20 protein-coding genes are annotated in these 21080 nt (G+C 56.5%); 11 read left to right on the top strand and 9 right to left on the bottom strand.

The features are described from left to right. Nucleotides 1–55: 55 nt before the first annotated feature. Nucleotides 56–724, top strand: coding sequence for a diacylglycerol/polyprenol kinase family protein (locus tag SPI6313_RS07520; protein ID WP_072620438.1), 669 nt, complete (start codon nucleotides 56–58; stop codon nucleotides 722–724). Nucleotides 725–870: 146 nt separating this feature from the next. Here SPI6313_RS07520 and SPI6313_RS22270 read toward each other — a convergent pair. Then, a protein-coding gene (locus tag SPI6313_RS22270; RefSeq protein ID WP_139276489.1) for an IS1 family transposase occupies nucleotides 871–1699 on the bottom strand; the annotation gives its coding sequence in 2 pieces (ribosomal slippage) (nucleotides 871–1347 and nucleotides 1349–1699; 828 coding nt in all). Nucleotides 1700–2039: 340 nt separating this feature from the next. On the opposite strand from SPI6313_RS22270, the gene SPI6313_RS07505 reads away from it, so the two are divergent. Further along, nucleotides 2040–3563, top strand: a complete 1524-nt coding sequence (locus SPI6313_RS07505) for a hypothetical protein (protein ID WP_072620437.1) — start codon at nucleotides 2040–2042, stop codon at nucleotides 3561–3563. Between the two features lie 450 nt (nucleotides 3564–4013). Here the strand turns inward: SPI6313_RS07505 and SPI6313_RS07500 are convergent, their stop codons facing one another. Continuing rightward, a complete protein-coding gene (locus SPI6313_RS07500; protein WP_175551093.1) occupies nucleotides 4014–4403 on the bottom strand; it encodes an AbrB family transcriptional regulator in 390 nt (129 codons plus the stop codon). 664 nt (nucleotides 4404–5067) lie between these two features. On the opposite strand from SPI6313_RS07500, the gene SPI6313_RS07495 reads away from it, so the two are divergent. After that, nucleotides 5068–6081 (top strand): succinate dehydrogenase/fumarate reductase iron-sulfur subunit, encoded by a 1014-nt coding sequence (locus tag SPI6313_RS07495; protein ID WP_072620435.1) that lies wholly within the window; start codon nucleotides 5068–5070, stop codon nucleotides 6079–6081. Here the strand turns inward: SPI6313_RS07495 and SPI6313_RS07490 are convergent. From SPI6313_RS07490 to SPI6313_RS07465, 7 genes are all read right to left on the bottom strand, one after another. Further along, nucleotides 6078–7703, bottom strand: coding sequence for a CHAT domain-containing protein (locus tag SPI6313_RS07490; protein WP_072620434.1), 1626 nt, complete (start codon nucleotides 7701–7703; stop codon nucleotides 6078–6080). The genes SPI6313_RS07495 and SPI6313_RS07490 overlap by 4 nt on opposite strands. A 23-nt stretch (nucleotides 7704–7726) precedes the next feature. Further along, on the bottom strand, nucleotides 7727–9829 hold the full coding sequence (locus SPI6313_RS07485) for a PP2C family protein-serine/threonine phosphatase (protein WP_072620433.1): 2103 nt from the start codon (nucleotides 9827–9829) through the stop codon (nucleotides 7727–7729). A gap of 149 nt (nucleotides 9830–9978) precedes the next feature. Further along, nucleotides 9979–10335 (bottom strand): NAD(P)H-quinone oxidoreductase subunit M, encoded by a 357-nt coding sequence (gene ndhM, locus SPI6313_RS07480; RefSeq protein ID WP_072620432.1) that lies wholly within the window; start codon nucleotides 10333–10335, stop codon nucleotides 9979–9981. Nucleotides 10336–10397: 62 nt separating this feature from the next. Further along, nucleotides 10398–10523: a hypothetical protein gene (locus tag SPI6313_RS24720; protein ID WP_281248371.1), complete on the bottom strand. Its 126-nt coding sequence runs from the start codon at nucleotides 10521–10523 to the stop codon at nucleotides 10398–10400. A gap of 39 nt (nucleotides 10524–10562) precedes the next feature. Beyond that, nucleotides 10563–11366, bottom strand: a complete 804-nt coding sequence (locus SPI6313_RS07475; RefSeq protein WP_072620431.1) for a tetratricopeptide repeat protein — start codon at nucleotides 11364–11366, stop codon at nucleotides 10563–10565. 75 nt (nucleotides 11367–11441) lie between these two features. Then, complete coding sequence (locus SPI6313_RS07470; RefSeq protein WP_072620430.1) at nucleotides 11442–11876, bottom strand: DUF2996 domain-containing protein; 435 nt, start codon at nucleotides 11874–11876, stop codon at nucleotides 11442–11444. A 50-nt stretch (nucleotides 11877–11926) separates the two neighbouring features. Then, nucleotides 11927–13627 carry a GAF domain-containing sensor histidine kinase gene (locus SPI6313_RS07465; RefSeq protein ID WP_072620429.1) on the bottom strand — a complete coding sequence of 567 codons (1701 nt, stop codon included), beginning with the start codon at nucleotides 13625–13627 and terminating at the stop codon, nucleotides 11927–11929. A gap of 18 nt (nucleotides 13628–13645) precedes the next feature. Between SPI6313_RS07465 and SPI6313_RS23405 the strand changes: the two genes are divergently transcribed. From SPI6313_RS23405 to lpxB, 8 genes are all read left to right on the top strand, one after another. Then, entirely contained in the window at nucleotides 13646–13819 is a 174-nt protein-coding gene (locus tag SPI6313_RS23405) for a hypothetical protein (RefSeq protein ID WP_175551092.1), read from the top strand. A 66-nt stretch (nucleotides 13820–13885) separates the two neighbouring features. Continuing rightward, complete coding sequence (locus SPI6313_RS07460; RefSeq protein WP_072620428.1) at nucleotides 13886–14230, top strand: nucleoside triphosphate pyrophosphohydrolase; 345 nt, start codon at nucleotides 13886–13888, stop codon at nucleotides 14228–14230. Between the two features lie 114 nt (nucleotides 14231–14344). Then, nucleotides 14345–15082, top strand: a complete 738-nt coding sequence (gene purC / locus SPI6313_RS07455; RefSeq protein WP_072620427.1) for a phosphoribosylaminoimidazolesuccinocarboxamide synthase — start codon at nucleotides 14345–14347, stop codon at nucleotides 15080–15082. An 87-nt stretch (nucleotides 15083–15169) separates the two neighbouring features. Then, nucleotides 15170–17479, top strand: a complete 2310-nt coding sequence (locus tag SPI6313_RS07450) for a BamA/TamA family outer membrane protein (RefSeq protein ID WP_072620426.1) — start codon at nucleotides 15170–15172, stop codon at nucleotides 17477–17479. A 29-nt stretch (nucleotides 17480–17508) separates the two neighbouring features. After that, a complete protein-coding gene (gene lpxC / locus SPI6313_RS07445; RefSeq protein WP_072620425.1) occupies nucleotides 17509–18396 on the top strand; it encodes a UDP-3-O-acyl-N-acetylglucosamine deacetylase in 888 nt (295 codons plus the stop codon). Nucleotides 18397–18447: 51 nt separating this feature from the next. Further along, complete coding sequence (fabZ, locus tag SPI6313_RS07440) at nucleotides 18448–18969, top strand: 3-hydroxyacyl-ACP dehydratase FabZ (protein ID WP_072620424.1); 522 nt, start codon at nucleotides 18448–18450, stop codon at nucleotides 18967–18969. Further along, nucleotides 18966–19784: an acyl-ACP--UDP-N-acetylglucosamine O-acyltransferase gene (gene lpxA / locus SPI6313_RS07435; protein ID WP_175551091.1), complete on the top strand. Its 819-nt coding sequence runs from the start codon at nucleotides 18966–18968 to the stop codon at nucleotides 19782–19784. Before fabZ ends, lpxA begins: the two co-directional genes overlap by 4 nt. 56 nt (nucleotides 19785–19840) lie before the next feature. Then, complete coding sequence (lpxB, locus tag SPI6313_RS07430; protein WP_072620423.1) at nucleotides 19841–21070, top strand: lipid-A-disaccharide synthase; 1230 nt, start codon at nucleotides 19841–19843, stop codon at nucleotides 21068–21070. Nucleotides 21071–21080 lie beyond the last annotated feature (10 nt).

Below are 21080 nucleotides of genomic sequence, written 5' to 3'. Positions count from 1 at the left end.
CTACCCCATCACTCGCAGTAACCACAATCAACCCGTCGTTTATCCATGCGTGACCATGCCGACTGCTGATCTGATGCCCATGAGTGGGGTTGCTCTTTATCTTGTCATGTTGGTTGCGATCGCCGAAAGTCTCAACCGCTTCCGCCACACCAGCCCGGAAACCTCCCGCAAAATCGTCCACATCGGCGCGGGTCAAGTGCTCCTCTTGGCTTGGTGGCTCCAGATCCCCGCCTGGGAGATTATCGGTGCGTCGGTGGTGGCCAGTATCATCGCCTTGGTTTCCTATGTGTTGCCAATTTTGCCCAGTATTAATAGCGTCGGGCGCAAAAGTCTCGGCACTTTCTTCTATGCGGTGAGCATTGGCGTGGTTGCCGCCTGCTTTTTTCCCGATCGCGCCCATTTCGCCGTGATCGGCATTTTAATCATGGCCTGGGGGGATGGTCTGGCGGCGATTATCGGTCAACGCTTCGGACGGCATCCCTACCACCTGTGGGGCAATCGTAAAAGTATGGAAGGGACGGGGACGATGGCGATCGCGAGCCTCCTTGTCACTGGTCTGATCCTCACGGCAGTCTATGGCGCGACTGGCTCGGTGTGGCTGGTGGCGTTCGGAGTTGCGATCGCCGCCACCGGCCTTGAAGCGATCGCCCAACTGGGGATTGATAACCTCACCGTCCCCCTTGGCAGTGCCTTTATCTGTGCCTATCTCAGCCATTGGTTATAAAGTCTTAAACCCCGGCAATCCTGCCACAGCAGTCAATCCGATGCCGTCCCATTTTAAAAATAGGTAAAAAAAAGAGCAATCAGCGCGGCGACACCGATTCAAACCATCCTCTAGGAATGCCACCCCTCGAAAAAAAGGGTAGTGCATTAGATTATTGTGGGGAAGGAGAGGATATCCTGCCAACTCCAGCGATGGTCAGTCAATCCTGCTCGTTGTGCCGCCGTGCTCTTGTAGCGACTGTGCTGCCAGATCCAGTTGAAATAACTCACCACTAAACGCACCGTCACCTTTGTCTGCTGCCACAGTTTGCCAAACTTGTTCTGTCGTCGATGCCACCTACCCGTCTGCTGCCTGATAATTCCATTGGTACGCTCCAACCGTTGCGTTTGGTCTTTGCCAATGTAGTGCTCAATTTCCAGCGGCAGTACCCGCTCATATCCTCCCCAGTTGTCACTATTCCATTGCTGGCAATGGGTCTTTCCCTCCGTGCTCACCACCAGTTCTTCAATCAGTTCATCGGTGTGTTTCCCCACTCGTGCTGTCAAGATTAACCCGCTCGAATCTGCCAAACTCATCGCAATCCAGCAATCGCCTACTTCAACTTCTTCGGGCAAGCATTGTTTGTTTTTTTTTCACGAATGACCACATCTCATCAGCACTCACGTCCTCCGTTTCCACGCCCTGCACTTGGTCGTTATGAACCAGCAAAGCTTTAGCACTGGCGGCACGAATAATACTGACCACGGTGTTATAGGCTAATCCGCTGATGCGGCTGACTCCTCGCAAGCTAGTGCCTTCACTGTGGGCTTGAAGTACTTGCTCAATCTGCTCCGGAGTAACATGGCGATAGTAGTAGAGGGTGTCAAAACTCTCGGCAAAGGTTTGCTGGCAGTGAGGGCAGAAGTAGCGTTGATGACCATTGGGCATTTTGCCGTGTTTGTGGGTTTTGGGATGACCGCAGAGCCGACATTCCATAGTTTTAGTGCAGTGGTAACGATTCCTCTACTTTACCAAACCCACATCATTTTGACGCACTACCAAAAAAAGCACCATTCAGGGGGAAACGGGGGCAATAACGAGGAAATCCACAAGGGAATTGAAGGCGAGGGTCTTCCGGTGAATTGCGTATTTTCTCGTAAGCTGGCAAGATAATTCCATTAAATTGAATTATTTTTTCCGTAATCTTCTGTAGCCCAGCTGAGAAATTGGCCGACTGCCTCCAGGGGAGGAGCGCGAATTCCTTCCATAATGACCGAAGACACGACTATGATGAAGTGCTGTCTTTCATCCCGCTCCAACCCGATTATTTTTGACTATGTTTCACGTTTTAAACGGCCTCCACCCACAACCTCCTGTTTCCCTTGCCCTCCTTTGTGCCGGTGTGATCGGAGCGATCGCTAATCCATTCGCCACCGCCCAAGCCGTTCCCGTCACCCAATGTAATGAAGCCGGGTTGCGAGCGGCGATCGCCGACACCCCCGACAACGGCACCATCACCTTCAACTGTCCCGCCAACAGCACCATCCCCCTCAGCAATGAGCTACAACTCAACAAAGCCCTCACCTTCAACGGAGCGAACAGCCCCAACCTCACCCTCGACGGTCGCGATCGCACCCGCATCTTCCGCACCACCAAAAACCTCAGCCTCGAAAACCTCACCCTCACCAACGGCAACGTCCGCAACCGCCAAAACAACATGAGTTGCGAAGGGGGAGCCGTCCACATCACCTTCGGAACCCTCACCACCGACAATGTCACCTTTGAAAATAACTCCGGCGTGCGTGGCGGGGCCATCTGTGGTAATTACAAAGCCACCCTCAACCTCAAAAACAGCACCTTCCGAGGCAACACCGCCGCCCAAGGCGGAGCCATCCTCACCAACACCAGCGATCTCCGCCTCACCGGATCAACCCTCCTCAACAATCGCACCCGCCGAGGCAATGGCCTAGACGGTAGCGGCGGCGCTCTCTATACCTACGACACCCTGAATAAACGCAGCCCCATCCTGATTCAAGACAGTCGCTTTGCAGGGAACCAAGCCGAACACGAAGGCGGCGCAGCATTCCTCTCCCACGGCAACGGGGTCAATGTGACGGTGCGCAACTCCACCTTCGTCAATAACGAAGCCCTCTTAAATCCCAGCACCGGCATCGGCAGCGGTGGCGCGATTCGCCTTGCCCATGCCGGGGGACAGTCTACCGCCAGCCTCACGGATGTGGTCTTTGCCAACAATGGAGCCGATCAAGAAGGGGGGGCCCTGTGGGCAGGGGGGCGCAATGCCAACCTCAACCTCAACCTCAATCGGGTTACCTTTGTGGGCAATGCCGCTGGGCGCGTCCCCGATCCGCGCAAAAACGAAACCGCCGGCGGTGCGATGGTGCTCTCTACCGGATTAAACAGCCGGGTGGTGATCAACGCCACCACCTTCAGCCAAAACACAGCGGGGAATGAAACCTCTGGGGCAATCTATGTGGCATCGGATTTTGATGGGGGAAATGTGCGCCATCGGAATGTGATTGTGCGCAATTCGATTTTCGATCGCAACTGTTCCCAGAAAGATATCGCCGGAACCCCTGCCGTGGAAAACTGCACCCATCTCGTCCATGTCCGCACAATGCAGCGCCGGAATAATGATTTCATCCCTGCACCCTTGGGCGGCAATGCCTCGGTGTACGAGTGGGTGGCCAATGTCCATGCACCATCGGGAACTCGCTACCCGATTACAGCGCGGAGTCAGGTGCAGGATGTGAAGGTGCGCCCCTATCGCGATACGGGTGATGCGGTTCCGGATCATCCCTGTTCAGATGTCGAGGCGGGGTCTGGGGGACGCTGTCGCTAACGACATTTATGGGTGATCTAAGGATGATCAACAAACCCCGATCGCACGAGGTCAGCGGTGCGATCAGGGTGTCTTTTGTGGAGGATGCCAGCATCATAATCTTCTGCACCCTAAACTTTGACAGCTTGTCAAAGTTTAGGGTGCGTTTTTAATCGGTTGGCCGGGCGAATCAAAAGCATCCTCTGGGGGGAGGAGATGCCCACGCCTGGCCAGTTTTTGCGGTACTTCTCCTGGGGAGAATTCCGGTTAAACGGGGAAAAAGTGGCAAGATTCTCGACCCCAAACCAGGGGAATATCCCCCATGGTGGGATATTTTTAGGCTATAGATTGGGGGGCGATCGCGTCATCGAGATTTTGCCCCTTCGCACTACACAGGAAAAGGCATTCCCCAAACCGGAGAACACCTTCATCTCAAACAAATCGGCTATTGTGCTGATGCGCTATCGCATCTTAGTTATCGTCGTTATCAGCGACGGTACCATTTTCGTCAAGCTTATTGAGCTTGATATGCTTATAGCCCAACTTGATTTCAAATTCATCACCGGGTTGTAATCCCATGGCATTGGTATACGTCGAACCAATGACAATCTGACCGTTTTTATGAACACTCACCCGATAGGTCGGTTCTCGACCCCGTCCATCTTTCGCACCATCTGGATCAAGGGCAACGCCTTTTGCGGCTAAGACAGCGTCATAAAATTCAGTCAAGTTAACCCGGATACTTCCGGTTTTGCTTTTGGTGAAGTATCCGCATTGCTTGGCCGTCTCACGGCGAGGCGCTTCAGAGAGTTCCTTGACCTTTTGGAGTAGAGCTTTTCCAGTTAATGGAGTGGCAGACATGATCGTAATAGATCTCCTTTAGTGTCATGCTTTCAGTGTGTAATGACTGATCACTTTCGTCATACTAAAAACTATATCGCTAAACTCTGTAATTGTGACATCATTTCTCAGAAAAAGTTTGGAAAATGGTGTGAGAAGCCTAATAAAATCATCTGAGGCGAAGGCGTTTACTGATTTTGATTGGCACTCTTTTCAGATCTTCAGATTCTCATCCTTAGACGTTGCCTTGAATCGGTGGGTCACGATCATCACGACCATGACTAAATTATCTCCAAACCTTAATATTGACTGTGCTTCAAAGTCAGGGGGTGAGCCAGCGCAAATTGTTCCTAGTGGTGTGGTGTTGACTGTTACTCGCAACGATGATATTACGGCCAACAGATGGCGGGGATCGCGTCAATCCAGCACGGTTGATCGGGCGCGAGGGTCTTTAGAAAGATTTCTAATGTAACAGTAAGGGGGGAGGAATGTATCGCTTAAACTGATAAGGGAGAGGATGGCTCGCACGATGGCGTTAATCAGTCATGCTAGAAGGCATCGGTGGTGCTGGAGGCCTTGGTTCTGGGGCGGTTGAGGGTAGTAGAGCGTCTTGGGTCAGGGGAGAAGGACGAAGGCGATGAGCGATGCTCCTTTCATCATTTTTTCATCACAAAATCGGTCAACAATGCAAGTCACTTTCAATATTTTGCGCCAACAACCGCAGGGGTCACCCTATGCCCACCGTTATCGGCTAGAGGTGGAAGCGGGCGAAACCATTCTCGACGGCTTGAATCGGATTAAATGGGAGCAGGATGGTTCATTAACGTTTCGGAAGAATTGTCGGAATACCATTTGCGGCAGTTGTGCGATGCGAATTAACGGACGTTCGACCCTAGCCTGTAAGGAGAATGTGAGTCAGGAGGTGGATCGTTTTGGCATCCAGGCGGCTGATGGAACGCCTCAAATCACGATCGCACCGCTGGGAAATTTGCCGGTGGTGCGAGATTTGGTGGTGGACATGGCGCAGTTTTGGAATGATCTTGAAGCGGTTGATCCCTATGTGAGTACCCAGGGGCGGGCAGTGCCGGAGCGGGAGTTTTTGCAAACGCCGGAGGAGCGATCGCGCCTGGATCAAATGGGGAATTGTATTCTCTGTGGGGCTTGTTATTCTGAATGTAATAGTAAGGCGTTTAATCCGGACTTTTTAGGCCCCCATGCGCTGGCGAAGGCGAATCGCTTGGTGACGGATACCCGCGACACCCAAACTGAAGCCCGGATCGAGCAGTATAACAGTTTGGATGGCGTTTGGGGCTGTACGCGCTGTTATCAATGCAATGCGGTCTGTCCGATGGAGGTGGCTCCCCTGGATCAGATCAGCAAGATTAAGCATGAACTGTTAGCTCGTCATGACAAAACCAGTAGCCGCCCGATTCGCCACCGGAAGGTGTTGGTGGATTTGGTTAAGGAAGGGGGCTGGGTGGATGAGCGGAAGTTTGGGATCTATGTGGTGGGGAATTATTTTCAGGATGTGAAGGGCTTGCTGAGTGTGTTGCCGCTGGGGTTCCGGATGTTGGCGCGGGGTAAGTTTCCGCTGATGTTTGAGCCGTCGGAGGGGACGGCGGCGGTGCGATCGCTGATCGAGGCTGTCCAAGCCCATCAACAGGCCCAAGACTCTCCCCAGGGGCCGGACTCGGCTTAATCGCCGATCCAAAATTCTAGTTCTTGTCCCTGGATGCTGCCAAATTTGAGCTTGGTGCCGGGGATGAGGCGGACTTCGTGGTGATGCACCAGCATCCAGTCTTGGTTCGGAATGGCGATGAAGGTGCCGAAGCGGGAAAAGTCGCGGAGAAAATAGTTGGTTTCCGTGGCTTGGGTGGCGGTGTCGCGGTAGAAGATTTCGCTGTGGTTTTGGCTGACCCACCGTTCTTGAATGACGAGATCATTATCGGGACGGCGACCGACGCGCATTAGGCCGCCTTGGATCGACCAGATGCGATCGCGCTCGACAACCGATCGCACCATAGCCAGGGGCATCACTTGCCGCTTGCCTCCCTCCGGTAGGATGGTGGGCAATTCGGTGATGCCGTCGGGGATCGGATTCACCAGTTCCCCATCAAAATCGGGGTGCATATAAAGGATCGGCAATGTCCAGGCGGGCTGGTTGAATTTATATAAGGTCAAGAGTTGTTGACGCGCCACCGCCATGGCATGGTCTACGGTGAGGCGTTTGGAGAGGGCGGTGGTGAAATGCTGAATAAAGGTGAGGGCTTCTTGGTCGGCGATCGCATCACGCATTCCCACCACCGCCGGCACACCATGATGGATCAGCACCTCGGCTAAACTGCTGCGGGCGATCGCGGTTTGCTCCTGCTGTTCTGGGTAGGCTCCCCAACAGGCATTAAACAGGGCCAGGGTCACCTGGGTACGCACCAAGACCTGAGCCAGTTCCGTACCGTTTAACGTGGCTTGGGGATGGAGAAAGAGTAACCCGCCATCGGGGCCCGGCATCCCATGGCCGGCATAGAAGAAAATATTGTAGCGACCGGATTCGAGGGTGCGAATCAGTTGCACCGGGGTGGGCTGGATCAGGGTGTTAATCTCAATGGCGACGCGATCGCTGCTGCGGTTGTCCCCGTGGCTCGTCTCCTTCACCGTCGGATTAATCACCTGGGCCAGGAGTTCGGCTTCTTGCTGGAGGTTCAACGGTTCGAGATCGCCCGTTTGGGGATGACTACTCTGGCCCAACACCAACAAAATCCGCAGTTGATCTTGGGTGGGGACAAGACTAAGGGGATCGACATCGCTGGTGGTGCGGCTGAAAAGAATGTTTTGATTGAGGGCGATCGCGGGTTTTCCCGGCGCAGGTTGCATCACTTCCCAGGGCAGCGGGATCAAATTTGGATCACGAATATCAAACCGCAGCCGCAAAATCCCCCGTTGGCCTTGGGCCATGCCCCAACTTTGGGCAAAGGTATTCCGCACCGGCCCCTGTAACAGCCACCGCCACAACTGCACCCCTAGTTCCTGCATCAACCGACCGCTATAGCTTTGGGGCACGGTCTCATCAGCATTCGACAGTTGGAACGCATCTTTAATGTTGAACGGTTCGTGCAGCACGGGCAGATGGGGCTGAGGATGGGACGCAAACATCTGCTGCCAAGCGACCCAGCATTGGGTCAGTTCCACCGACCACTTACCGTCATAGTGAACGTAACCCCCCGGAAAGGGAGCTTTAATTACCCAAATGGCAAAATGTTCGGGGCCGGCTGATTCTAGACAGACTAAAGCCAAGCTCAAGTCCAGACAATCACCATGACGCATAGTTCCGGAACGGGTCAGTACAATCACTCTATCAGGTTTTCGGGGGCGGGAACACACCGGGGCGGCGGCGTGAGGGGGGCAACCAACGTGTCTTGAATGCGATCGCGCTCCACCCACACCACCGCCGGTTGATTCACCGTCGGATTGCAGAGTTGGAGTTGAAGCCAGGTCTGCTGATTGGGGGCGGCTTGACGGCGGGTGACAATGATCACGGTTTGGGGGGAAAGGGCGAGGGTTTCAGCTTCGGGGCGGGGGTCGGGTTGGACGGCCAGGGTGCGGAGGGTGGCGGCGGCGACCCCCAATTCCAACTGATCGAGGGGGATTTGGGGGGATTCGGCGGTAACGGGGGTGTTCCCCGTGAGGCGATCCGTCCACTGGCGCAGTTCCGGAAACAGCCAATAGGAGAGGCCGCCCAAAATCATCACGACCAGGGCCACGGTCACGGTGGTGATCACCATCAGGGGCGGCCCATGGCGGGGGCGGCTTAGGGCTGTGGGTTGGGACAGGGGATCAGGAGCCACATCAACGGGTAAGGGGGCGAGGATCGGGCTGCCCTGGGGATGGGGTCGAAATTGGCAATGGAACAGGCCGACGGTGACGTTATCGTGGCCGTTTTTTTGGTTGGCGAGGGCAACGAGGCGCTGGACGGCGGTTTGGAGTTCCTGTTGATGGTGGAGGACGGGGAGGAGTTCCGTTTGCCAATATTGTTCGACGCGATCGTAGTCGCTTAAGCCATCGGAACAGAGGAGCAGGAGGCTGTCTTCATCGAGTACCAGGCGATCCACCGTGGGGTAGAGGCGATCGCGCGACCCCATCCCCAAGGCCTGCACCAAGGCCCCGCCGCCGGGAAATGATACCGCATCCCGATAGAGGGCATAGCCTAAGCGCACTTCCCGCGCCGCCACATCATCATCGAGGCTGATCTGATAGCACCCACTACGGGTAATCCAATAGATCCGGGAATCCCCCACATGGCCAAGGTAGAGATGGGCAGCGTGGGTGATCACACTCACCAAGGTGGTTCCCATCCGTTGCCGTTCGTGGCGCTCTTCGTCGTCATTGCGTTGGCAAATCTGGTCATTGGCTTGCAAGATGGCTTGCTCTAGGGCGGTTTGGAGGTGATTTACCCAGGGGCGATCGCGGTTTGAGGCAAGGGCGGTGTGGAGATGGTCTTGCATTGTGTCGATCGCGATCGCCGAGGCCACCTCGCCCCCCTCATGGCCGCCAATGCCATCACAAACAATCAGCAGGGGCTGCGTCTCGCTGTCCCCGCTTTGAATCGTGGTTAACTGGTTCGGATAACAGGCATCTTCGTTGTGGTCGCGGCTCGGCCCCGCATCGGTTTGGGCGAAAATTTGATAGGCGCGATCGCCCCCCTGGCCCAAGGTGGCAACGGCTTTATCCAGGGTTTCGACTAATTGCTCCGCCGTGGCCAGTTGTCCCGTTTGTAATTGCTGACAGAGCGATCGTAAAAAATCCCGCAGGGGCGTGGCCGCATAGCTCACCCAGGTTGCCCACAGTTGCCCCAACTGCGCCAACGTCACCGGCTCCGAATCAAACTGCAATTCCCGCAACCGCACCACCGGGCCATTCACCTGCAACAGATCCACCGTCAGCAACGTGCTCGCCACCCCTTCGGCCTGGCACGAGTCCCACAATCGCGCCAATTGCCACAACCAAGCAGCCTGCCGCAGGGCATTGGCCCGCGCCCAACAGGTTTGCAACTGCGGTAAAAGATGATCCCCCACCGGATGCACCGGATCGCGCAAGTTCCCCACCTCCAACAGCCACACCTCCGGCTCGCCGGTGAGTTGCCCGTAAAGCTGGGGGAGGTGCAATTGTTGCCCGATCAACTTCAAATAGGGCAACATCCGGCCGGGAATATTGTCCTCCGGCATTTGGGGCGGCAGGTAGGGATGGAGATCTAAGACAATGCGGGGCGTGATCGCTTGGTAGCGATCGCCCAACACCGACCCCACCGTAAAAATCGGGATCGGCTCCCCAATCGCCCACAAATAGCGCCGCATTAACGGCGTTTGGCACGCCTGACAAAAGCGATTGTGGGCAGGATTGGGTTGTTGACAATCCCCATTTACACAGTAAAGGTGGCCTGTTGCTCCGTCCATATCAATCCCGATCGGCTACCGAGAACATCGGTGTAGTTGTGGTTTGGCGGCTCACCCGCGATCGCATTCAAACGAGCAAGCCCGTGCAGTCTGGATGCGACCCGTCCGCAGCTTGGCCGTCGCCGGCCTCCCGGCGATCGCCGGGGGGGTTAATAAAATTTGCCCTTGCCCTGTGCTGTATCCACACGGGGTAAGCCCATGCTGTAGTTGAGCACACGCCCCTGCAAGTTGTAGCTCAATTGACCCGCCTGCAACAGTTCGCGGATGTAATGCTCAAGCTCTGAGCCAATTCGCCGCAGGTTATATTCACTCAATTCCTCGCCATTGTAAGCTTCCACAAGGGTATCAAAGCGACGGCGCACCTGTTCGCGGGTTTCCTCCGTCCAGTTAAATTCCTTATCGGGGTCAATATCAAGGGCGAGGACTGTTTCGCTCGGCACAAGCTCATTATTGTGAACTTCAGCCGTGAAGATCCGAATATGGCGAGTCGTGGATTTTAAAAGCATGGTGATTTGGTCATTCAGAGGACGTGAAGATCAGGGCATGGACAACAGCCAAAGACCCAGAATTAAAGATATTTTGATATTTTGACATAGGGACTCCGCATTGAGCGAATGGCGGCACAGGCTCCACCGATGCGGAACCGGAGAAATGGGGTCGCGATCGCAGCCCAGCCCCATGCACACAGCACCATCAATCCAGGGCAAAGGGGTGCGATCGCGCTGCCACCGCCTCAATACAACGCCATCATCAACGCCTGTTGATACTGACGAGTCAGGGGGTGCTGACTACCGAGGAGCGCAAACACATCCACCATCCCTTGGCGGGCGATGTCTTTTTCCCGCGTCCCCGCCTCCACGATCGCTAACAACTGCTGCAACGCGGTTTCATACTCCCCTTGCAAGACACCCTGGGCCGCCGCCCCAATGCCCTGACTCGGATCATCCGCCGCCCATTGTTGAAAGCGCATCAAACTCTTCACCCCTTGGGCCCGCTTGTAATGCTCGGCTTGATCCGGCGGAATCGAGTTTAACAAGCGTTCGGCATCTTCAAACTGCTGGAGGAGAATGAGAAACCGCGCCGCTTCGAGGGTCACGCCAGGATGATCGGGATAGCGTTCAAACAGCGTATCAAACAGGGCTTTGGCTTCAGGGAATTGACGGGCTGCGATCGCCCCTTGGGCCGCCGCCAACGTCGTTTCCAACTCCGATCGCAACTCATACCGCGCCAGAATCTCCCGAATCTGACCCTCCGGAACCGCCCCCACAAACCCCGGCTGCAACCGGCCCGCCGTCGCAATCCGCACATCCGGAACCCCCTCCACACCATACTGAGAGGCCAACTCCGGGTTTTGGTCAATATCCACCGTCGCCAGCATCACCCCATATTCCATCGCCAGCCGCTCCAAGGTCGGCTTCAGCACCTTACAGGGCCCGCACCAAGTCGCAAAAAAATCCACAATGATCGGCATTTCCGCACAGGGCCCCAACACCTCAGCGGCAAAATTCGCCTCGCTCACCGCGACACTTGCACCCATCACTCCTCCTTTGTTTCCTTCAATACAGTTAGCGGGGCTGACGGTTTCCCCAGGGGGATTCACCCCGGCGGGCCGTTAGTTGCGGCCAAGCCACTTCTCGCTGTTAATGCGCTGCAAGGTATACAGCACCATCAAATCACGGGTAATTTTGCGCTCGTCAATCATAAACGATTCTAAGGTGCTGGGCTTGCTGCCGTAGGTGGTGGCGGTGAAGCCCTTTTGCCCTTTAATGTCTTCGTCAAAGCAGTAGAGATTAAACTGGCGTTCCCCCTGTTGCCACTGGCCTTCCACTTGCCAATAGTCATCCGTGGCACTGATCCCGGCCAGGTTGAGGGGTTTCTTCTCAAAGGCAAGTTCCATATCCGTTAGCCCTGCATCATTAAAGGCTGTTTTCAACGCCGGCAAAAACTCTTGCTCCATGAATTCGGTAAAGGGCTTGTCTTCTGGGGCAGGAGGTTTGGCTTTCTTGGCTTTGGGGGCGGAAGCGTTGGCTTTTGCGTCTTCAGTCATAGTCCAGCATACAGGCATCTACAGGTCTTCATTATTGTACGGAAAAACGTTCAGGGTTGATCAAGGGGAAGGCGGAGGGTGAAGCAGCTTCCTTGGTTGGGGGTAGATTCGACCTGGATATCGCCGTGGTGGAGGTGGGCGAGTTTTTGGGAGAGGGCGAGGCCGAGGCCCGTACCGGCTTGGGTGGCGTTGAAGGGGGTGTGGAGTTGACGGAAGGGTTGAAAGAGGGTGTCGAGGTCGGCGGCGGCGATGCCGATGCCGGTGTCGCGCACGGCGAAGCAGAGGTGCGGGGGGCAGACGGTGACGCTGAGGGTGACGGAGCCTTGGGGGGTGAACTTGATCGCGTTGGCGAGGAGGTTCACGAGGATTTGCTTGAGGCGGCGGGGGTCGGCGATGTAGGGGGGAAGATGGGGGTCGAGGTGGAGGTGCAGATCGAGGTTGGCGATCCGGGCGAGTTCTTGGACGATCGCGATCGCGCCTTGGCAGAGATCAGCAATCCCCACGGGTTCAAGATACAGTTCTTCGCGGTTGGCCTCAATTTTGGACAGATCGAGGAGGTCATTAATCAGGGCGAGGAGGTAGTCGCCGGATTCCACGATCGCAGTGAGATATTGGTGCTGTTTGGCATTGAGGGGGCCGTAGATTTGTTCAAGGAGGGCCTTGGCAAAGCCCAAAATGCCCGTTAATGGGGTGCGTAGTTCGTGGCTCATGAGGGAGAGCAGTTCGCTTTTGTGGTGGTTTTCGCGGCTGAGTTGGCGGGAGGTTTCGCGGGTTTGCTCGTGGAGGATGATCAGGGCGATCGCATCACTGATCGCCCGGAGGGTTTGCGCCGCTGCGGCGGTTAGGGGGGGCACGGGCTTAAACTGGTGCAGGCTCAGGCTGCCGTAGATTTGGGTGCGATCGCCGATGGGCAGATTTAAAACGCAGGTGGGAGCCGGGATGGGCGTGGCGGGGGGAACGCCTTGCACCGAAGAGACGGTGGGCCAGTGGGTCGGGTCGAGGCGGCCAGCGGGGAAGTGGGCTTGCAGCACTTTGGCCCCTTGTTGTTTGGGGATCTGGCCATGGGCGCACCATTCGGTCTTGACCCAAAATTCATCCTCGACGGCGATCAGGAGCCAGACCCGATCGACGTTGAAGGATTGGCCAATCTGGGCGATGAGGGTGTCAAAGGGGACGGGGGGCGTGCTGTGGCAGAGGAGTCTGAGGCTGCGGTGGAGGAGGGGTTCAGGGGAGGGGGGATAGAGGCAGTCGGGGGGCTGGTGGGTGTCGCGGTAGAGGGCGATCGCTCCGTGGTGGGCAATGCAGTGAATGGTGGTGAGATCGTCGCGCTGCCACGGCCGGGGGTGATCGTCATGGAGGCTGAGAATCCCCAGATCCTGCGATCGCCACCGCAACGGCATTAAACAGGCTGCTTGAATAGTCCAGGTTTCAAGGTAGGACTGGATCTGGGGCGGCCACTGGGGATCAGGCTTCGACCAGCAGATCATCTCACCCCGTCCCAGGGCAGAGGCGTAGTAGGTCACGAGGGGATCGGCTGTGTGGGGGTCAGGCAGGATTGTCGCTTCGGACTGTTGGACGGGGAAAAATTCGCCGGTGCAGTGGGAACGGAGCAGGAAACAACGCTGAACCTGGCAGACCTGATGGAGACGATTGAGGGCCTGTTGTATGGCTGTGTGGCAGTTTTTGGGTTGCCACAATTGCTCAACAATCGGTTCCAGGAACGACGGAATATCAGTGGGGAAATGGGTCATGGGTGCGAAGCGTCAAGAATGAGCCTCAATGCCTGGCGATGGGGGGTAACGCCCCTGAATCCCAGGGATGACGAATCAGTCCGCATCGTTGACCCGGAGCCGCGTCACCCAATCCGAAGCGATCGCCACGGGGAAACATTGAGGCACGGCGATCGCCAAACCCTGCGATCGCCCTTTCTTAGGATACGGTAGCCCTTCCCGATTCTGGCGGAACGATGGCCAATCCCCCTAACCCTGAAGTCTTAACCGTTGACCCCGATGATCGATTCAACTCTGCCCAAACTGATTCGCGATCGCATTCCTGAGATCATCACCGCTGCCGGTCGCACCAGCATCACCCGCGTGCTGTCGTCGGCGGACTATGATCAGGCGCTGCGGGCCAAACTCCAAGAAGAAGCCGCCGAAGCCGCTGCCGCATCCCGTGCCGACCTACTCACGGAATTGGCCGACCTACAAGAAGTGATCGAGCACCTCCTCGCCTTCTACGATCTTGACCCCCAGACCCTGGCCCAAATCAAAGCCCAACGGCAGCGCGATCGCGGTGGTTTTCAGCAACGCCTCGAACTAATCGCAGTAGACTCCCAAGACTCTGGTAAATTATGAGTCAGTCTTGATCTCACCGAGATTTAGTCCCAATCCGACCCCACCCTGCCTTCAGCATGGGGCCCCGTGACCCCCTAACCCCAGCGTATTGATCCTTCTTTACTCTCTCAATCCATGCCAGAAAAACTCTACGAAGGGAAAGCCAAAATCCTCTACACCACGGATGAACCGGAGGTGTTGCTCAGTGTCTTCAAGGACGATGCCACCGCCTTCAATGCCAAAAAACGGGGTCAGATTGTCGGCAAGGGTGAGGTCAACTGCACGATTACGGCGGCTTTATTGCAGTACCTCGAAACCCACAACATCCCCACCCACTATCTCAGCACCGTTGACCCCACCTCGATGCGGGTGCGATCGGTAACGATTATTCCCCTCGAAGTGGTGGTGCGCAACGTTGTGGCGGGCAGTTTAGCGCGGGAAACGGGGTTACCGGTGGGTCAACCGATCCCAGAACCCCTGGTGGAGTTCTACTATAAGAACGATGATCTCGGTGATCCGCTGTTAACGGGCGATCGCCTCCGATTGTTGGAACTTGCAACGCCAGAACAAGTCACAGCACTACAACAATATGCCCTGAGCATTAATCAACACCTGATGACGTTTTTCGACCGATGTGACATTGTGTTGGTTGATTTTAAACTGGAGTTCGGTGTTGATGCCCACGGTCACATTCGCCTGGCTGATGAAATCAGTCCTGATACCTGTCGCCTTTGGGACAAGGCCGAACCCGATCCTCAAAAACGGATTCTGGATAAAGACCGCTTTCGCCATGATCTCGGTCAGGTGGAAGGGGCCTATCAAACCATGCGATCGCGAGTCTTGCAGGCGGTGACCTCATTGTCAGAGGCCTAAGGGACAGGGGTTAAAACGGTGATGCATCGAGTTCAGTTATTCATTTAGTTTATTAGTTGGTGTGTGGACGTGCTCAATCAAACTCATATGCGCTTATCTCCCTTTGTTTTCACGCTGTTGGCAACCTCTGCAACGTTGTCGTTGGTCTCTCCGGCTTGGGGGAATGTTGAGGCTCCGGCGGTGACCGCTCCTGTTACGGAAACAGAGGATGCCCAGGCTAGATCGGTCGTGTCTGCGGCGGTAACAGTTCCGTCAGAGGCGATCGCCGACACCCCCGATAAACAGCAGCCCAAGGTGGTGCAAAAGTCATCGGTGCCCGAAGCTCGCGTCACGCCGGAACCCTTGCAAATGATTCCCGCTACGCCGCAGCCTCCCGTGGCGATCGCTTCCCCCGTCGCACCCCCGCCAGTCCCAGCGCATCCCTCCCCCATCGCCGCCGCCCCCACCGCCCCACGCCCCACCGCCGCCGATCTCGAATCCCTGCCCATTCCCCCCTACGAACCCAGCGAACACATCGAGCTTCCCAGTCATCTCACCAAACACGCCGACCTCGAACTCGCCCAATTCAACCTCGAAGGCCCCGCCCCGGAAGAACCCCCCACCGCCCCGGAACCCCAAGTGCTGGTGTCAGAAGTGATCGTCACCGGGCCGGGCCTCACGCCAGAACTGGAAAACCTGGTGTACGACACCATCGACACCCAACCGGGTCTCACCACGACGCGCACCCAACTCCAGGATGATGTCAACGCCATCTTCGCCACGGGCTACTTCGCCAATGTGACGCAACAGCCCGAAGATACCCCCTTGGGGGTGCGGGTGACGTTTAATGTTGATGTCAACCCGGTGCTGCGTGAAGTGGTGGTGCAAACCTTGCCCGCTGATGACAGCGATCGCGTCATCCCGGCATCCTTAATCAACGACATCTTTGCCGACGACTACAACGAAGTCCTCAACCTGCGCGACCTCCAACTGGGCATCATTCGGATCAATGAGTGGTACCAAGAAAACGGCTATGACCTCGCCCAAGTGGTAGGTAATCCCCAAATTAGCCCCGATGGTCGCGTCACCCTCACCCTCGCCGAAGGGGTAATCGAACGGATTCAAGTGCGTTTCATTGATGAAGAGGAAGAAGTTGTCGAGGGGCGCACCCGTGACTTCATCGTCACCCGCGAGATGAAACTCGCATCAGGTGGGGTCTTCAACCGGGCCACGGCCCAAGAAGATCTCCAACGGGTGTTTGGCTTAGGTCTGTTTGAAGATGTGCGCCTCTCCTTTGAGCCAGCGGATGATCCGGCCAAGGTGGTGGTGAATGTAGATGTGCAAGAAAGTAATACCGGCTCATTGGCGGCAGGGGCTGGGGTCAGTTCCGCCAGCGGCTTTTTCGGGACAGCGAGCTACCAACAGCAAAACCTCGGCGGCAATAATCACACGATCGGCGCAGAACTTCAGGTGGGAACGCGGGAACTGTTGTTTGACCTGAGTTTTACAGACCCCTGGATTGCGGGCGACCCCTATCGCACCTCCTATACGGTGAATATGTTCCGGCGGCGGTCGATTTCGTTGATTTTTGATGAAGGTGATCCCGAAATTCGCCTGCCGGATGGCGATCGCCCCCGCATTGTTCGCACCGGGGGCGGCATTGATTTCAACCGTCCCCTCTCCCCCGATCCCTTTAGCCGTGCGGAATGGACGGTGTCCGCTGGGTTCAGCTACCAAGGGATTGACGTGCGCGATAGTGATGGCGACATTAGCCCCCGCGATAGTTTGGGGAATTTGCTCTCCCACACCCCCAACGGTCAAGATACCCTCGTCACCCTGCGCTTGGGGGCCGTGCGCGATCGCCGCAATAGCTTCCTCGAACCCACCGCAGGCTCCCTGCTCCGCCTCGGCATGGAGCAAACCGTCCCCGTGGGAGCCGGAACGATCCTCTTCAATCGCCTCCGCGCCAGCTACAGCACCTATTACCCCGTCGATTGGCTCAACTTCACCAACGACCCCGAAGCCCCCCAAGCCCTCGCCTTCAACCTCCAAGGCGGCACGATTATCGGCGACCTTCCCCCTTACGAAGCCTTTAGTTTAGGCGGTGCGAACTCTGTGCGCGGCTACAAAGAAGGCGACGTGGGCAGTGGTCGCACCTATATTCAAGCCACCGCCGAATATCGATTCCCGATTTTATCCTTCCTGGGGGGAGCCTTTTTCGTGGACTATGGTACGGATTTAGGCACAGGGGATAATGTTCCGGGTAACCCGGCTGGGGTGCGAGGAAAACCCGGTGACGGCTTGGGCTATGGCGTGGGGGTACGGATTCAATCCCCCCTCGGCCCGATTCGGATCGATTATGGTCTCAACGATCAAGGCGATAGCCGGATTCACTTCGGCATTGGTCAACGGTTCTAAGGGGGCGGTGTAGACGCAGGAGAGACACTATGCAGCAGCCACAGGGACAAGGCCCTGCCGCAAGACTGGGGCAACGCTCCGGCGTAACCCTTACACAACGGGCCACGCGCACGGGGGTGGGTCTTCATTTGGGCCACTCAACGACGGTGCAGCTTGTCCCCGTGGAAGAGCCGGAGGGCCGCTATTTTGTCCGGGTGGATTTGCCGGGCCAGCCGCGCATTGATGCCACCCTGGCGGCAGTGGGGGCCACCACGCTCTCCACGGAGTTAAGCCAAAATGGGGCGACGGTGCGGACGGTGGAGCATTTACTCGCGGCCCTGAGTGGGTTGGGGATTACCGATGTGCGGCTTGAGGTGGATGGGCCAGAACTGCCGCTCCTCGATGGTTCGGCTCAAGACTGGGTGAGGGCGATCGCCCAAGCCGGTTGCCAACCCCTCAACCACGCCGTGCCCCCACCGTGGGATCTGCCCGATCCGATCACCGTCCAAGCCCAAGATGCTTTTGTGACCGCAATTCCTGCCCCTGAGATCAAATTTACCTATGGCATTGATTTTCCCTACGCGGCGATCGGGCAACAGTGGCACAGTTGGCAACCGGATCAGGAGGACTTTGCCACGGCGATCGCCCCCGCTCGCACCTTTGGCTTTGCCGATCAAATCGACCACTTGCGCCGCCAAGGCCTGATCCAAGGCGGCAGCCTTGAGAATGCCCTGGTGTGTGACCATGACGGCTGGCTAAATCCCCCGTTACGATTTGCAAATGAGCCAGCACGTCATAAACTTTTAGATTTAGTGGGAGACTTAAGTTTATTGGGCCCTTTTCCCCGTGCCCATATCGTGGCGTATAAAGCGAGTCACCAATTGCACCTTCAATTGGCTCAAGCCCTTGCAGCGGCGGCTCCAGCCCGGCCTCGATAGGCTCTGGGGTTTTCCATGGGATAATCTTGCGAACCGACTATAAGTAAGCCGATGACCATAGTAACTGATCGAACCGATGCTCAACATGCTGCGTTAGAGTCTACCGACCCTGCGATCGTCGATAGTCTAGGGGGCGCGAAAACCGTCTTCAGCATTGAAGAAATTCAAAACATTTTGCCCCATCGCTATCCTTTCGCCTTGGTTGACCGCATCATTGAGTACAGTCCCGGCAAACATGCGGTCGGGATTAAAAATGTAACGATGAATGAGCCGTTTTTCCAGGGGCATTTTCCGGGGCGACCGATTATGCCGGGGGTTTTGATGGTGGAAGCCATGGCCCAAGTCGGTGGCATTATTTTGAAGCAAATGCCCGGTCAAGAAAAGAGTCTCTTTGTGTTTGCGGGCATTGATAAAGTTCGGTTTCGTCGGCCGGTGGTGCCGGGCGATCGCCTCGTGATGACCGTCGAACTCCTCCGCTTTCGAGGCGGTCGCTTTGGCAAAATGCAAGGCCGTGCCGAAGTGGAGGGGGAGCTAGCCGTCGAAGGTGAGATGCTCTTCTCATTGGTGGAATGAATCTTGCCGGAGCTATTTCCTTGAAACCCTTAATTCATCCCACAGCGATTATCGACCCCGATGCCCATCTCCATCCCACGGTTGAAGTGGGGCCCTACAGCGTCATTGGGGCTGGGGTCACCGTTGGTGCTGAGACGAAGATTGGGGCCCATGTTGTGATTGAGGGCCCCACGGAGATTGGTGTGGGTAATCATATTTTCCCAGGGTCTGCCATTGGCCTCGAACCCCAAGATTTGAAATATCAAGGGGGGCTGAGTCGGGTGCGGATTGGGAACTATAATCGGCTGCGGGAATATGTGACGATTAACCGGGCCACCAATGACGGTGAAGAAACGATCATTGGCGACCATAATCTCTTAATGGCCTATGTGCATGTGGCCCATAATTGCATCCTCGCGGACAATATTGTGATCGCCAACGGGGTCGCCTTGGCGGGCCATGTGGAATTGGAGTCGCGGGTGGTGATTGGGGGCATTTTGGGAATTCATCAGTTTGTCCATGTGGGGACGATGGCGATGTTGGGGGGGATGAGCCGGATTGACCGTGATGTGCCGCCCTATATGTTGGTGGAGGGCAATCCGGCGCGGGTGCGATCGCTCAATCTCGTCGGCCTCCAACGCGCTGGCCTCGCCCCCCAGGATGTCCAACTGCTCAAGAAAGCCTTTCGCCTCCTCTATCGCTCGGATCTGCGGTTTAGTGCTGCTGTCCAACAACTGGAAACCCTCAGCGATCTGCCCCAACTGGTGCATTTACATCGCTTTCTGGTGGGGGCATTAAGTGCAAAACGGCGCGGTGTGATTCCCGGCAATCGCTAGGCCCTCCGAGCCAGACCCCCGGACTGGATTGATTCTTTGACCTCTGACACAACGGTATGACCCATCAACTTTCTAGCAGTGCGTCTGCTGCGATCGCGGCTCCCGCCCCCACCCGCCAAATTTTCATCAGCACCGGAGAAGTGTCTGGAGATCTCCAAGGTTCGCTGTTGATCGAGGCCCTCCGCCGTCAGGGTGCGGCGCGGGGGATGTCGTTGGCCCTTCGTGGCCTGGGTGGGGAGCGGATGGCCAACGCCGGGATGCAATTGGTGGCCGATAGCACCCAGATGTCGGCGTTTGGGATTCAAGAAGTCCTGCCGATGATTCTGCCGTCGTTGAAAATCAATCAACAGGTGCGCCAAGCGATCCAAGCCGAACCGCCGGATCTGCTCATTTTGATTGACTATGAAGGATTCAACATCAGCCTCGGACGCTATGTAAAGCAGCATTTTCCCCAAACCCGCATTATCTACTACATTGCGCCGCAGTTGTGGGTGTGGAATCCGTTTCCTAGCAAGCTGCGGGATATTGTCGGTTTTAGCGATCGCATCTTCGCCATCTTCCCCGACGAAGCCCAATACTTCGGGGATGCCGGGGGCAACGTGGACTGGGTCGGCCATCCCCTCATTGATCGCATCAACGCCGCCCCCAGTCGCGCCGCTGCCCGCGCTCAGTTGGGCATCCCCGCCGATCAACTGATGATCGCCCTCTTGCCCGCCTCCCGTCCCCAGGAACTCAAAACCCTGCTGCCCATGATTTGCACCGCCGCCCAGCAGATCCAGCAGCAATACCCCAACGCTCAATTTTGGCTGCCCCTCTCCGTCCGGGACTTCCGCCCCCAGATTGAAGCCGCCTTAGCACGGGCGGGCGTGCAGGCAACGATTGTCGAAAATAAGCGCCTCACGACCTTGGCGGCGGCAGATCTTGCCATTACCAAGTCCGGGACGGTGTCGTTAGAATTAGCCCTGTTGAAAATTCCGCAAGTGGTGGTCTATCGGATTAGTTGGCTCACCATGGCGGTGGCTCGCTACATCTTCAAGATTGTCATTCCCTATGTCGCGCCGCCGAATTTACTGCTCAAGAAATTGGCAGTGCCGGAACTCTTGCAAGAAGAGGCCACCGTCGAGAATATTTGCCGGGAGAGCCTCGATATTTTGGCCAATCCGACCCGACGATCGCAGATTAACGCCGATTACGATCGCATGAAAGCAGGCTTAGGTGAGCCGGGGGTGTGCGATCGCGCTGCCACCGCCATCCTCGATCTCATTGCGCCCCCAAACCCCTCCTAAAATCCTGCTT

Origin of the sequence: Spirulina major PCC 6313 (assembly GCF_001890765.1) — a bacterium.
GTDB lineage: Bacteria > Cyanobacteriota > Cyanobacteriia > Cyanobacteriales > Spirulinaceae > Spirulina > Spirulina major.
Note: the sequence above shows the minus strand (reverse complement) of the source record. Positions and strands in the feature narration are given on the sequence as shown.

Bases quoted from the DNA above. Each gene is read 5' to 3' on its own strand.
- SPI6313_RS07520 (WP_072620438.1), top strand. From the start codon at position 56: ATGCCGACTGCTGATCTGATGCCCATGAGTGGGGTTGCTCTTTATCTT.
- SPI6313_RS07505 (WP_072620437.1), top strand. From the start codon at position 2,040: ATGTTTCACGTTTTAAACGGCCTCCACCCACAACCTCCTGTTTCCCTT.
- SPI6313_RS07500 (WP_175551093.1), bottom strand. From the start codon at position 4,403: ATGTCTGCCACTCCATTAACTGGAAAAGCTCTACTCCAAAAGGTCAAG.
- SPI6313_RS07495 (WP_072620435.1), top strand. From the start codon at position 5,068: ATGCAAGTCACTTTCAATATTTTGCGCCAACAACCGCAGGGGTCACCC.
- SPI6313_RS07490 (WP_072620434.1), bottom strand. From the start codon at position 7,703: ATGCGTCATGGTGATTGTCTGGACTTGAGCTTGGCTTTAGTCTGTCTA.
- SPI6313_RS07485 (WP_072620433.1), bottom strand. From the start codon at position 9,829: ATGGACGGAGCAACAGGCCACCTTTACTGTGTAAATGGGGATTGTCAA.
- ndhM (WP_072620432.1), bottom strand. From the start codon at position 10,335: ATGCTTTTAAAATCCACGACTCGCCATATTCGGATCTTCACGGCTGAA.
- SPI6313_RS24720 (WP_281248371.1), bottom strand. From the start codon at position 10,523: ATGGTGCTGTGTGCATGGGGCTGGGCTGCGATCGCGACCCCATTTCTC.
- SPI6313_RS07475 (WP_072620431.1), bottom strand. From the start codon at position 11,366: ATGGGTGCAAGTGTCGCGGTGAGCGAGGCGAATTTTGCCGCTGAGGTG.
- SPI6313_RS07470 (WP_072620430.1), bottom strand. From the start codon at position 11,876: ATGACTGAAGACGCAAAAGCCAACGCTTCCGCCCCCAAAGCCAAGAAA.
- SPI6313_RS07465 (WP_072620429.1), bottom strand. From the start codon at position 13,627: ATGACCCATTTCCCCACTGATATTCCGTCGTTCCTGGAACCGATTGTT.
- SPI6313_RS23405 (WP_175551092.1), top strand. From the start codon at position 13,646: ATGAGCCTCAATGCCTGGCGATGGGGGGTAACGCCCCTGAATCCCAGG.
- SPI6313_RS07460 (WP_072620428.1), top strand. From the start codon at position 13,886: ATGATCGATTCAACTCTGCCCAAACTGATTCGCGATCGCATTCCTGAG.
- purC (WP_072620427.1), top strand. From the start codon at position 14,345: ATGCCAGAAAAACTCTACGAAGGGAAAGCCAAAATCCTCTACACCACG.
- SPI6313_RS07450 (WP_072620426.1), top strand. From the start codon at position 15,170: ATGCGCTTATCTCCCTTTGTTTTCACGCTGTTGGCAACCTCTGCAACG.
- lpxC (WP_072620425.1), top strand. From the start codon at position 17,509: ATGCAGCAGCCACAGGGACAAGGCCCTGCCGCAAGACTGGGGCAACGC.
- fabZ (WP_072620424.1), top strand. From the start codon at position 18,448: ATGACCATAGTAACTGATCGAACCGATGCTCAACATGCTGCGTTAGAG.
- lpxA (WP_175551091.1), top strand. From the start codon at position 18,966: ATGAATCTTGCCGGAGCTATTTCCTTGAAACCCTTAATTCATCCCACA.
- lpxB (WP_072620423.1), top strand. From the start codon at position 19,841: ATGACCCATCAACTTTCTAGCAGTGCGTCTGCTGCGATCGCGGCTCCC.